Origin of the sequence: Agromyces humi, from assembly GCF_009720255.1 — a bacterium.
Classification (GTDB): domain Bacteria; phylum Actinomycetota; class Actinomycetes; order Actinomycetales; family Microbacteriaceae; genus Agromyces; species Agromyces humi.
Map to the genome: position 1 here is coordinate 1 of NZ_WJSP02000072.1, position 13,113 is coordinate 13,113.

Sequence of the window (13,113 nt, forward strand, 5' to 3'; positions counted from 1 at the left end):
ACGCGCGCACCGAGGACTTCGGCTACCTCGCCCTGCAGACCACCCGTCCGCTCAGCGTCGCCTACGGTCTCACCGACTCCCCCATCGACCAGGCCACATGGATCGTCGAGAAGTTCCAGGAGTGGACGCGCACCAGCGCGACCACCTCGTCGAGCCGGAACGCCAGCTCGGGCGCGGTGACGAGGGCGTCGCCCTTCACCTCGAAGGACGGCATGGTGCGTGAGACGACCAGGACGCGCGGCACCCGGCCCTCGGCGAGGAAGCGCTCGAGCACCCGTTCCGACGCGGAGCCGATCAGGTGATGGGCGTCGTCGATCGCCAGGGATCCGGGTCGCCCGCGCGCGGCCTCGGCGAGCATGCGCTCGGCGATCTCCGGTCGCTGCCAGTCGCGCACGGCCGTGATGATGCGAGCGGATGCCGCGTCCTCGCCGAGCTCATGGCGCACGAGCGTCGACTTCCCCGCGCCCGCGGCGCCGACGACGAAGACGACCGGCGCCTGCAGGCGCGCGTGCAGACGCGCACGCCGCACGCCCCCGGCTGACGACGCCGGCGACCCCGCACTGCACCCCATGTCCCGTCACCCCAAGACGGTCGAACCCACCCGAACGCACACACGCTACGCGCGCGCTCACGGCGCCGCATGAGGGTCAGCACGGATGGCACGCCCTCCCCGTACCCCAGAACGGGGTGCATCCGGGGTGCGATCACGGCATGTCGGCGCGCCTCCAGCGGCGCCGCCGCGATGGCCATCGCCGCGGTTCGGACCACGCCCTCCGAGGTGATATCCTCGTACGGTTGCCGATTGCGGCACACGCCCCGATAGCTCAGTGGTAGAGCACTTCCATGGTAAGGAAGGGGTCGTCAGTTCAATCCTGACTCGGGGCTCTGGTTCTCTTCGGTTCGACCGACGAGGCCTACCCGGCGGGGTAGCTCAGGTGGTTAGAGCACACGGCTCATAATCGTGGTGTCGCGGGTTCGAGTCCCGCCCTCGCTACAACAGCAGAACTCCGCACATGCGGGTTCGTTTCACTCGGCTCGCCGGATTCACTGGCGGCCGAAACCCCGATCGCTGCGCCTGGGCCTTCGCATCAGCCTGCTGTGCTTTGGCGCCTGACGCCGCATGCATGAGATCGAGCGCCGCGGTGTCTCGCGGCGTGAGTAGGCTCGCCTCGGTGGGCGACGTCGAGATCTTCGGGGGCGATGACGCTGCGGAATCCGCCCGTCTCTATGACGTCAAGGAACGTTCGTGCGAGCCCCCACCCGGCGCACTCGTGTTCTACGACAGCGTCGGCGAGTTGTTCGGCACGAGACGTAACTGGGGCCATGTGGGTCTCGGTCTCGGTGGTGGTGAGGTCATCCACGCGCGGGACACGGTCCGTATCGACCACTACCGAAGCCTCGCGCTTCTGACTCCCGCCGCGGGATGGGAACCGCTGCATTTCCTCCGCTGGGTGCCGCTGGCACGGGCTCTCGAGGGCAGTCAGGCGAGAGCGTGGTCGACAGACCCGGTTTCGGCCGCGGTACAACAGCAGACTGATCGGTTCTCCGGCTGAGGTACCCGACGCCGGCCCGCTGCCGCACGCCTCGTCGTCGGTGCCCGGCACCGCATCGTCCGAGACCAGCACGTCGGCTTCTTCCACGCCCGGGACGCTGGTGCGCGGTGGGTGGAGGTCGCTACGGTCGAGAACACGACCCAGGGAGACACACCATGCACCTGTTCGACATCGACGACGCCCAGCGCATGAGCCGCGAGGAGGCAGCCGCCAAGCTCCACGCACTCGCCGACGCCTTGGCGAAGAACAACTCGGTCGAGTTCTCCCGCGCGGGACGCCAGATCACCGTGCGCGTTCCCGACCAGGTCGACCTCAAGGTAGAGGTGGAGCTCGGCGACGAGGGCGAGAACGAGCTGGAGGTCGAGCTCACCTGGTGAGAGCTGGGTCACCCTTCACGCGCGTCTGCGACCCACTTCGGCTGTTGATTTCGTCGGCTCACTTCGCAAGTATTCGCGCATGAGTGACAAGTCCGATTCCGAGCAGATCGACGACATCATCGCGCAGCTGAGCGGCTGGAAACAGGATGTGCTCGTCGCGCTTCGAGCTGCGATCCTCGCCGCCGACCCGGCTGCCGTCGAGGTGGTCAAGTACAAGAAGCCCTCCAAACCGGAGGGGGTCCCGTTCTGGACGCATGACGGAGACGTCTGCTTCGTCGACGTACTCAAGAGCGCCGTGAGGCTGACGTTCGCGAGGGGTGCTCGCATGAAAAGCAGCGATCTCTTCAACACCCGGCTGGACAGCAAAGTCGTCCGAGCCATCGACTACTTCGATGGAGACCGTGTGGACGAAGCGGCGGTCAAGGCGCTCGTGACGGAGGCCGTCGAACTCAATGTCGCGCCCAGATGACTGAGGTGGTGGAAGAGCGCGAGCGGTGACCCTTCGTCCCGCTCGAGTCCACTGATCACCCTGGACTGAGCATGCGATGTCTCGGCGCGTCATCGACGCCTCACATTGTCGAACCGCTTCGAAAAGCAGCAGAGCGGATGCGCGGTTCCGAGCGCCAAACCTCGCGTCGGAAGGTCGCCGCTGCCAGGCGACGTCGAGACGGCGGTTGGGGAGTGGCCCCTGTTCGGTGCGCGGGGGGCTTGTGGCATTGCGCGCGCTGGTGCGATACTCCTGTCGAACCGGTTCGACGACGGAAGTCGATTTGACGGGTTTCACCGACAACAGGTCGATCAATGGAGATACGCAGATGAGTAGAACATTCACGCCGAAGCGGCTGACCCGCCTCGCGCGAGCTCGAAGCGACGGCGATCAGCCGGGAGCGAGGTTCTGGTTCCGACGGGGTGTGGCTGCCGCGGCAGCGACCGCCGTCATCGCGGCTGGAGGGCTCCTCGCGACGACCGCACCGGCGAACGGCGCACCCGGCCCGGCCAGCACACTCGTCGTCGAAGCCGATCAGCCGTTCCGTCCCGTCACGCATATGGCCAGCGGCTCGCTCTATGGGCTGGCAGGCGCGAACGTGCCGACGCTGGACAAGATCCTCCCGATCAAACCCCACACGTTCATGCAGAAGCCGGAGGGCGGAACGCAGCAGCCGACCGGCGACGCGCTTTCGGTGGCCGACACCGCCAAGGCCGCAGGGGCGGGCGTCGTCATTCGGCTCGTGGACTACCTGCCCGGCTGGCCCTACCGGTACGACAAGGCCGCGTGGCTCCCGGCGGTCGAGAAGATGGTGAACGACACGAAGGCGTCCGGCAAGACGAACATCGTGGCGTACGCCATCTGGAACGAGCCCGATATCACCTGGCAGACGGCCAACGGCTCGTTCTTCGACCTCTGGACGGAGACGTATCGACTCGTCCGTGGTCTCGATCCCGAGATGCCGATCCAGGGGCCGAGTTACTCGGACAACATCACGAGCATGCGCGCGTTCTTCGAGCACGCGAAGGCGACGAACACGATCCCGGACGTGGTCGAGTGGCATGAGCTGATCCGGTCGTCGAAGATCAAGGGCGACGTGGAGCAGGTGCGCCGGATCCTGTCCGATCTGGGTATCCCGGAGATGCCGATCGACATCGCGGAGTACGCTGCGCCGGCCGAGGTCGGGCTCTCGGGGCCACTGGTCGGCTACATCGCGAAGCTCGAGCGCTACGGCATCACCCGGGCCGAGCTTCCGTTCTGGAACCAGTCGGGTGCACTCGGCGACCTCCTCACCGGGCGCAACGGCGACCCCAATGGCGCCTACTGGCTGTACACGTGGTACGCGCAGATGAGCGGCCAGATGGTGACCACGACGCCGCCGTCGAATGAGAGCGCGCTCGACGGGGCAGCATCCGTGAACGACGCCGGCGACGAAGTGCGCGTCATCACCGGCGGCAACTCCGGGCCGACCTCGGTCACGATCAACGGGCTCGACGATCTGTCGTTCGGTGACAAGGTGAACGTCGAACTCGACTTCACCGCATCGTACGGGCGCACGGTCAAGACGGATGGACCCATCACGATCTCGAACACGACGTACGAGGTCGGGGCCGACGGATCGATCACGGTCCCGATCGTGATGAACCCCATGTACGGCTACCAAGTGGTCGTCACCCCGGCGGGTGACCCGGACGACCTCGCCGGCACCTACGCGCTGACGAACATCAACTCCGGACTGCAGCTCGCGACGCTCGGCGGCGCGACCGCCAGCGGCACGCCCGTCGTGCAGTCGGACACCACCGTCACGGGCGACCACGTCTGGAAGGTCGAGCCCGCCGGCTCCGGACTCTACAAGGTCGTGCACACCCCGAGCGGCCGCGTGCTCGCCGTCAAGGACGCAGCGGCTTCGAACGGCGCACCGGCGGTGATCGTCGATGACAGCGGCGCCGAGGAGCAGCGCTGGCAGCTCGTTCCCGACGGCAAGGGCAGCGTGCGCCTGGCCAACTACGCCACCGGGAGGACCCTCGGCGTCGCGGACATGACCAAGAGCGACGGAGCGCCCGTGATCCAATGGACCGACGGCTCGCCGACGTCGAACTGCGTGCCGAACGGCGCCCGGCAGCCGGGCAGGATCGGGACCGCGCTCGACTTCTGCAGGACCGCCTCGTACGGCTCGCTTCCCAGCGGGATCGTGAGCAGCCTGAACGGCGATTGGTCGATCTCGACGTGGATCAAGCCCGCCGCCTTGTCGAACTGGACCCGGGTGTTCGACTTCGGCACCGGCCAGAACGTCAACATGTTCCTCACGCTCAATGCGGGTGGCGCCGGACCGCGGTTCGCCATCACGAACAGCGGGGCCGGGGCCGAGCAGCGACTCACCTACGGTGGGCAGAACTTCCCGCTGAACCAATGGTCGAATGTCGTCGTGACCGTGTCGGGCACGACCGGCCGGATGTACCTCAACGGCACCGTGGTTGCGACGAACAGCAACATGACGGTGAAGCCGTCCGCACTGGGCAACACCAACCGCAACTATCTCGGCAAGTCGCAGTACAGCGACCCGGCGTACGACGGAGCGATCGACGACTTCGCCATCTACAACCGCGCCCTGTCCGAGGCAGAGGTGGCGGCCTTGTCCGGTGGCCAGCCGGCGGCGGGCGGTGTCGCCTCGTACAAGTTCGATGAGTCGGGTGGATCCACGCTCGTCGACTCCTCGGGCAACAACCGGAACGGCACGATCGTGCTCGGCACGGGCGGCTCGACGAGCACCACGGCAACGGACGCGCAGACCGCCGACCGCTTCTGGAAGCTGACTCGCGTCGACATCACCGCTCCGGTGGTGAGCCTCGCCTGCCCGACCGAACCCGCGCTCCTCGGATCAGCGGCCACGGCCACGTGGATCGCGAGCGACGAGGAACACGGTTCAGGTCTCGCCACTCCCGCCGTGGGCTCGATCGAGCTCGACACGTCGAGTGTGGGCTCGAAGACCGCGACGGTGCCGTCCGGCACAGCGACCGACATTGCGGGCAACGCCTCGGTGGAAGCCAGCTGCGACTACTCGGTCGTCTACGACTGGGGCGGCTTCCTGAGCCCCATCGACACGGGCGACGCGGTCAACTCGGTGAAGGCGGGCAGCGGCGTCCCGGTGAAGTTCAGCCTGGCGGGCGACCACGAGCTCGCCGTCCTCGCGGCGGACTCCCCGACCATCGAGTTCGGAGCGTGCTCTCCGTCGGCTCCGGTGGACGCCATCGAGCAGACGGCGTCCGCCGGCGCCAGCGGACTGACCTACGACGCGGAGACCGACGTGTACACCTACGTGTGGAAGACGCAGAAGTCGTGGGCTGGGAAGTGCGGCACTCTGATCGTCCGGCTCGCTGACGGCACGACCCACACGGCATTGTTCTCGTTCGGGAAGTAGCAGGACGCGCGACGATGCGGTGCACGGTCCCCTGGGCCGTGCACCGCATCCTCGTTCCATCGAGGTTCGAATGGATCGCCGGCCTCTCGGCCATCGTGCTGCGCGGAGCCGCTGCAGCGAGCGTTTGCGCGATCAGCCGCCTCCACCTAACATCGAACCGGTTCGACGTGGGGAAAGGCTGGCCGGGATGGTGACCATCGGAGACGTGGCGCGAGTGGCGGGTGTCTCTCGCAGCACCGCGTCATACGCTCTCTCGGGAAAGCGCGCGATCACGCCTGCGGTCCGCGCGAAAGTGCTCGAAGCCGTTCAGGAACTGGGATACACCCCCAACGCCGGTGCCCGTGCGCTCGCCACCTCCCACACGAAGGTGATCGGCCTGCTCGCACGGTTCCTCGAGGACGAGTTCGCGCCCGCGATGCTGCAGTACATCCTCGGCGTCACGAACGAGGCGCGCGAGCTCGGCTACGACACCCTGCTGGTGTCGGAAGAAGACGGAGTACACGCGCTCGAACGCCTCGCCAGCTCGCGAATGGTCGACGGCTTCGTGCTTCTCAACGTGGCCGAGAACGACGACCGGCTCGGCGTTCTCCGTCAGGCCGCACAGCCAGGAGCGCTGGTCGGCCTACCGGAGCGTACGAGCGGCGTCGACGTGTTCGACCTCGACTTCGTCGGCACCGGCCGCCTGATGGTCGACCACATGCACGAGCTCGGCCATCGCGAGCTGATTCTCGTGTCCCAGCCCCAGCACGTCGTCGAGCGCGGCGGGGCGTACGTCTGGCGCCTTGCCAACGCCGCACTCGAGCGCGCTGCCCAGCTGGGCATCGACCTGCACGCGTACTTCGGCTCGTCGACTCAGCCGAGCATCGGCGAGGACCTCAACCGGTTCCTCGACGCGCACCCCGATGCCACGGGCCTGCTGCTCAATAATGAGGCGGCCGCGGCGGCCTTGCCCAGCGTGCTCGCCGAGCGGGGTCTGCATGTTCCCGCAGATGTCTCGGTCATCGGCCGCTATTCCGACGACTTCGCGCGCACCTTCTCGCTGCCGTTCTCATCCATCGACAGCGCCGCCGACGAGCTCGGCCGAGCGGCCGTCCAACAGCTCGTGGCGCGCATCGAGGGCCGCATCCCCGAAGGTGCTCGGAACGTGGTCCACCTGATCTCACCCGAGATCCTCGACCGCGGGAGCACCGCTGCACCGCGCGTCGGGAGTTGACTCGTCTCGGCACGCCCGGCGGACGCGTCGGCGACAGCGGAGCGCCCCGCCTACCGGAGCAGACGGGGCACTCGCGCGGTCAGGCGCCGGCGCTCAACCGGCGCGGCGCGCGTCCCAGGGCTTGGCTGCCTGGGGTCCCTTCGGGAGCGGCCAGCTCACCTTGACGCCCGTGTTGAGCTTCAGCGCGTTCGCGATGGTGAAGAACGTGTCGGTCTGGTCGGTGAGGCCCAGCACGCCGATCGCGCTCGGGCCGTAGGCGGCGATGCGCAGCTGCGAACCCGTGTGCTGCTGCGAACCGCCTTCGGCGGACGTGCCGTACGAGATCCGCAGGGGAGCCTGCTCGACCGTCGTGAGCGTCGTGCCGAGCCCCGGCGTCGGCCCGTCGACGATCTGCGAGGAGTGCGCGTGGTCGGCCGTGACGATCACGAGGGTGTTCTTGTCGGCCTTGGCGAACGCGAGCGCCGCCTGCACCGCCTCGTCGAAGTCCTGCGTCTCGCCGATCTGGCCGCAGGCGTCGGCAGCGTGGTCGCGCTTGTCGATGGAGGCGCCCTCGACCTGCAGGAAGAAGCCCTTCTTCGCCTTCTTGTCGTTGAGGAGCTGGATGGACTTCTCGGTCATCGCCCTCAGCGTGACCCCGGATGCCCCGAGGTAGTCGGGGTTCGGCTGGCACTCGACGCCCGTCGCCGCGCCCGAGCCGCCGACGGTGGCCACGTTCGGCGCGAAGCGGGTGGGGAGGTTGCCGCCCGCGAACAGGCCGAGCACCGGGGCATCCTGATTCGCCTTCGACAGCCCCGCGAGGCCGGCGCCGTCGGTGACGACCTCGTAGCCGCGGTCCTCGGCCTGGTCGAGCAGGGTCATGCCCGCCCATTCGCCGGCCTTGGCGGTCTGCGCGAACGTCGCCGCCCCGCCGCCGAGCGTCACGTCCGGACGCGTGTCGAGGAGCTGCTCCGAGATCGAGCCCGCGCCGCCGTTCACCAAGGCGTCCGCGCCGCAGCTGGGGCTGTCGGGTCCGTAGCAGCTGCGGGCGGCCACGTGCGCGACCTGCACGGCGGGTGTCGCGTCCTGGATCTCCGAGGTCGTCACGTCACCCGTGCGCAGGCCGTTCGCCTTCGCCAGCTCGAGCAGCGTCTTCTGTGCGGCGCCGTGGATGTCGACCGAGACCGCGTTGTCGTAGGTCTTCGTGCCGGTCGCCCAGCCGGTGCCGGTCGACGCCGAGTCAGGCGTGTAGTCGGGCTTGCCCGCGAGCGGGTCGCCGTCCTTGTAGAGGGAGTAGGTGGTGTACTGGCCGGTCACCGGCAGGGCGTCGATGCCCGGCAGCTCGCCGCCCGCGCCGTACAGGTAGTCGCGGGCGATCGTGATCTCGCTGTCGCCCATGCCGTCGCCGACGAGGAGGATGACATTGCGTGCGGGCGTGGGGAGCAGCGAGCGGGCTAGGGCGGCGGCGTCGCCGAAGCCCGACGCGCTGTGACGGACGGCGCCGCCCGGCTGGTCGGGCGACGGCTCCGGCGCGGCGGCCGCGGAGAGGCTCGACGCGGCGACGATCGCGCCGGCGCCGAGGAGCGCGGCGGCGGCCGACGCGGCGCGCAGCTTGGTGACACGGAAGGGCATGCGGTTCCTCCTGGAATGGTGGTGTGATGGCCCGGAAGGCCGGTCGATCGGGCGACCGCGGCCAGCGCACCAGCCCCGGCCGTCCGCAGCGTGAACCCCGGACGAAGCGGTGGTGAACTCACTGGGCGGAAGCGGGTCAAGCCCCTCCGCCAGCGCGTCGGGCCCGACATCGCCTCGAACCGTGACGTCGACACCGAGAGCGGACTGGAACCGCCCGGCCGGTCGATGAATCGATTCGATCACCTCTTGACAGCGCTGGAAACGGCGGCATAGCGTGGTCGGTGGAAAGCGTATTCCTCAGCAAGTCCTCGACGGCGAGCGACGGTCGGCACGACCCGCACGACGGGCGATCGGCCATGCCGGGAGCGCGCTGGGCACGGAAGCCTCGTCAGACCCTTTCAACGAAGAAGGCAGGCATGGTCTCGTCCATCTCACCACGCAGTTCGGCGCGCGCACCGCGCGGTTCAGCTGTCGCATCACGCCCCACAGCGGGCGCGTCCCGCTGGTCGCGCCCGCTCGTGGCGGTCGCCGCGGCCGCGGCCCTCATCGCCGGCGGCGCGCTCCTCCCAGGAGTCGCGGGCCCCGCGGCCGCCGCGCCGAAGTCCGATCTCCGGCCCGTCGAATACCTCACCCGCGGCCTCGTCGGCGCCCAGACGGCCGGCGGGATCTTCCTCAGCTGGCGCTTCCTCGGCGACGAGCCCGATGGCCTGTCGTGGAACGTCTATCGCAAGGACGGCGACGCCGACTTCGCGAAGATCACCACCATCGCGCCGCGCGACGTGCAGCCCGAGAGCGACTACGACACGAACCCCGGAGTCGTGAAGGAGGACGTCACCCCGTCGAACTACACCGACCCCGACGGTTCGCTCACGTCCGTCTACGAGGTCGCCCCCGTGGTCGACGGCGTCGAGGGCGAGCGGCAGGGCATGAGCGCGCCGATGCTCTCGGCCCTCCCGGGCGGGGCGGGCCAGGCCGACCGAGGCGCGGTGCGCTACATCCCGATGAAGCCCGCGCCGGCACCCGTCCCGCTCGCACACTTCACCTACCGCGGCTCCGGCAACCGGTTCGGCGGCCCGAACCTCAACCTGAACGCCGCCAACATGGTCGTCCCCGGCACGGGCGGCCAGAACTGGTACGTCGTCGACATGGACCTGCTCAAGGGCTTCCGCGTGGCGTACGAGGAGCAGGCGACGGTGACGCAGGAGCAGCTCGACGGGTGGGTCGCCGCGCTCAACGCGCATAACACCACCCCGAACGCGCTCGGCGTGACGACCTACGCCGCTCCGCGGCCGCTGACGAACTCCCTCGTCGACGGCAAGATCACCGAGGCGCTCTACGACGAGCTCGAGGGCGAGTTCATCGCCTACGTCGAGAACCTCGACTCGGGCACCTCGCTTCCGTACGCGGAGACGGCCACGGGCGCCATCGAGACGTCGCAGAGCGGCGCCTACTCGACCCACGACATGACCGTGGGCGACTTCGACGGCGACGGCGAGTACGAGATCGTCGTGAAGTGGCGCAGCACCCAGGTCGACCCGATGTACTCCGAGCCGATCTTCGGCGGCGCGAACACCACCACGGCGCCCGAGTACATCGACGTGTACAAGCAGGACGGCACGCTGCTGTTCCGCGTGGACATGGGCTACAACGTGCGGGCGGCCAACGACCACGAGACCACCCTGTTCGCCGAGGACTTCGACGGCGACGGCAAGTCCGAGCTCATGCTGAAGACCGCCCTGGGCTCCCGCATCGGCAACTGGGACGAGGCTTCCCAGTCCGTCGTCTACCCCGACTCGGGCGTCGTCGGCGGCGAGGACGGCCTGAACTCCACGACCGACAAGTTCAAGGAGTATTTCGCCACCGGCGACGAGCAGGCCCTCGACACCTACTGGTCGCTCCTGAACAGCTTCAGCATCTCGTACCGGAGCCCGACGGCGGGAGGCGGCAACGACGGACCGAACGACCCGAAGCTCAAGCGGTGGATCAAGACGTACCACGTCGGCCCGATCGGCCCCGCGAAGGACGACCAGGAGTTCTTCTCCGCGTTCGAGTGGAACGACGAGGCCGGGCAGGGCGAGCTCGTGGACAGCGAGACGTACCCCTTCCCGTACCGGGCGAGTGTCGACGGGGAGAACTGGGCGATGACCCCGGCCACCCAGCGCGGCAACTACTCGTACCTGGCGTTCCCGGGCCCCGGCGCGGGAACCTCGGCGAACGACTACAAGGCGCAGATCATGGCCGAGAGCGAAGCGTATTGGCTGCAGCATCCGTGGAAGGCCGCTTCGTACGGTGACGCGCAGGGCAACCGCGCCAACCGCTACGTCGGCGTCGTCGCGGCGCTCGACGGCGTGAACAAGTACGCCGTCTCGCAACGCGGCTACTACCACCGCACCACCCTCGCCGCCTTCAACCTCGTCGACGGCCAGGTCAACCTGCAGGCGAGCTTCGACTCGGCCGACCCGCAGTACTGGTCGCTGGGCGGCAGCGCCTACGACTACCAGAACCGCGGCAACCACTTCACCACCTCGGCAGACCTCGACGGCGACGGATGGGACGAGGTGGTGCTCAAGGCGATGGTCCTCGGCCTGAACGCCGACAAGACCAAGATCCTGCCGAAGGTGCTGAACGGCGACGTCATGCCCACGATCGAGGGGCAGGACGGCGTCCCGCCGGTCGCCGGCGCGTTCCAGTTCGCGACCGACGAGGTGCGGAACAACCCCGAGAACGTCTGGGCTCCGCTCCGGCACGGCGACCGCAGCGCACTGCTGCCGGTCGACAAGGAGAACCACATCAGGGAGTGGTCGGGCATGGAGGAGCACCTCCTCGATGACCTGCGCACCGGCGTGCACACGGGCTGGCTCCCGGGTCCCGCGGGCTACGACCCGATGAAGGGCAAGCGCCTCGACGAGAACGGCGACGTCGTCGTCGAGAACTCGCTGGTCTACGGCGTGTACGCGGCGAGCGACGACGAGGGCAGCGTGGCCGGCAACTACTCCAACCGCTGGCCGGGCGCGCAGGCCGGCTCAGCGGGCGCGACGAACGAGGTACGGAGCATGGTCACCGGCGAAGTGCTGACGACCACGGCCAGCCCCCGCGGAATCGCGCAGGGCCAGAACGCCATCTGGTTCGGCGGCGGCCTGACGCACATGGCGGTCAACGGCTCGACGGTCAACCGCATCGACGACCTGACGTTCGCGGCGTCCCCGTACCTCGCGACCGGCCTGACGTCGACCGGCAACAAGAGCACGCCGACCCTCAAGGCCGACCTGCTCGGCGACTGGCGCGAGGAGCTCGTCCTGCGAGCGAGCGGCAACCGCCTGGGCATCGTCACGTCGCTCGCGCCGACCGAGTACGGCATCCGCACGCTGATGCACGACCCGATGTACCGCAACGGCGTGGCCAACAAGAACACCGGCTACGACCAGGTGGGCTTCGCGAGCTTCTACCTCGGCGACGAGGCGGAGCTGCCCGCGCAGCGGACCGACATCGCCGTGCCGGCCGCACCTGACACGACGGCTCCGGATGTCTCGGTCAAGCCCGATTCGAAGGGGAAGGACGGGGTCTACACGAAGGTCTCGTTCAAGATCTTCGACGCGGGCAAGATCGACCGCGTCACCGTGAACGGCGTCGAGCAGGACCTGGCCGACCGGACCCACGCCAACGTGAACAACCTCAGGCCGGGCACCCACGGTGCTCGCCTGGGCGAGAACGAACTGCAGGCGTTCGACGTCGCCGGCAACGTCACGACCGTGACGTTCACGCTGGTCGAGTGATGCCAGCCGTCCGGGCGGTGGCGCGCTCGACGTGAAGCGAGAAGCGAGGAAGGGTCGGTCCGCACGGGCCGACCCTTCCGGCTGTCCTGCGGCATCCCACCGCCTCACAGCCCGACGGTCTACCCTGAAGGGTGACTTCCAGCGATGCTCCGGTCGAGGTCGAGGCTCCTGTCGAGCCCGCCGCGATCACGTTCGCCGACCTCGGCCTCGACGGGCCGGTGCTCAAGGCGCTCGACGACGTGGGCTACGAGACCCCGTCGGCGATCCAGGCGGCGACGATTCCCACCCTGCTCGCGGGCCGCGACGTCGTCGGCCTCGCGCAGACCGGCACGGGCAAGACGGCGGCCTTCGCGCTGCCGATCCTGGCGCGTCTCGACCTGCACCAGAAGACCCCGCAGGCCCTCGTGCTGGCGCCGACCCGCGAGCTCGCCCTGCAGGTGTGCGAGGCGTTCGAGCGCTACGCGGCCCACCTCAAGGGCGTGCACATCCTGCCGGTCTACGGCGGGCAGGGCTACGGGGTGCAGCTCTCGGCGCTGCGCCGCGGCGTGCACATCATCGTCGGCACGCCGGGCCGCATCATGGACCACCTCGACAAGCGCACGCTCGACCTGTCGGAGCTCAAGTACCTCGTGCTCGACGAGGCCGACGAGATGCTGAAGATGGGCTTCGCCGAGGACGTCGAGA

The 13,113-nt window shown here is 68.7% G+C and carries 9 protein-coding genes and 2 tRNA genes; 9 read left to right on the forward strand and 2 right to left on the reverse strand.

Annotation, left to right across the window (positions count from 1 at the left end):
• Positions 1 to 61: 61 nt before the first annotated feature.
• Positions 62 to 529, reverse strand: coding sequence for a P-loop NTPase family protein (locus tag GH736_RS08660; RefSeq protein ID WP_159602160.1), 468 nt, complete (start codon positions 527 to 529; stop codon positions 62 to 64).
• A gap of 284 nt (positions 530 to 813) precedes the next feature.
• Here GH736_RS08660 and GH736_RS08665 point away from each other — a divergent pair.
• From GH736_RS08665 to GH736_RS08695, 7 genes are all read left to right on the forward strand, one after another.
• Positions 814 to 885, forward strand: a tRNA-Thr gene (locus GH736_RS08665).
• 35 nt (positions 886 to 920) lie between these two features.
• Positions 921 to 994 (forward strand) — tRNA-Met (locus GH736_RS08670).
• 178 nt (positions 995 to 1,172) lie between these two features.
• Positions 1,173 to 1,553 (forward strand): hypothetical protein, encoded by a 381-nt coding sequence (locus tag GH736_RS08675; RefSeq protein ID WP_159602162.1) that lies wholly within the window; start codon positions 1,173 to 1,175, stop codon positions 1,551 to 1,553.
• Between the two features lie 155 nt (positions 1,554 to 1,708).
• Positions 1,709 to 1,930, forward strand: a complete 222-nt coding sequence (locus tag GH736_RS08680; protein WP_159602164.1) for an amphi-Trp domain-containing protein — start codon at positions 1,709 to 1,711, stop codon at positions 1,928 to 1,930.
• A 79-nt stretch (positions 1,931 to 2,009) separates the two neighbouring features.
• Positions 2,010 to 2,399, forward strand: coding sequence for a DUF1801 domain-containing protein (locus GH736_RS08685; protein ID WP_159602166.1), 390 nt, complete (start codon positions 2,010 to 2,012; stop codon positions 2,397 to 2,399).
• Between the two features lie 346 nt (positions 2,400 to 2,745).
• Positions 2,746 to 5,835, forward strand: coding sequence for a PxKF domain-containing protein (locus tag GH736_RS08690; RefSeq protein ID WP_159602168.1), 3,090 nt, complete (start codon positions 2,746 to 2,748; stop codon positions 5,833 to 5,835).
• A 187-nt stretch (positions 5,836 to 6,022) separates the two neighbouring features.
• Positions 6,023 to 7,048 (forward strand): LacI family DNA-binding transcriptional regulator, encoded by a 1,026-nt coding sequence (locus tag GH736_RS08695; protein ID WP_159602170.1) that lies wholly within the window; start codon positions 6,023 to 6,025, stop codon positions 7,046 to 7,048.
• A gap of 93 nt (positions 7,049 to 7,141) precedes the next feature.
• On the opposite strand, the gene phoA is transcribed toward GH736_RS08695, so the two are convergent.
• Complete coding sequence (phoA, locus tag GH736_RS08700; protein WP_159602172.1) at positions 7,142 to 8,656, reverse strand: alkaline phosphatase; 1,515 nt, start codon at positions 8,654 to 8,656, stop codon at positions 7,142 to 7,144.
• Positions 8,657 to 9,174: 518 nt separating this feature from the next.
• Between phoA and GH736_RS08705 the strand changes: the two genes are divergently transcribed.
• The gene (locus tag GH736_RS08705) at positions 9,175 to 12,429 is read left to right on the forward strand and encodes a rhamnogalacturonan lyase family protein (RefSeq protein WP_159602174.1); all 3,255 of its coding nucleotides are present in this window, start codon (positions 9,175 to 9,177) and stop codon (positions 12,427 to 12,429) included.
• 131 nt (positions 12,430 to 12,560) lie between these two features.
• A partial coding sequence (locus GH736_RS08710; RefSeq protein WP_159602176.1) for a DEAD/DEAH box helicase occupies positions 12,561 to 13,113 on the forward strand: 553 nt, incomplete at its 3' end.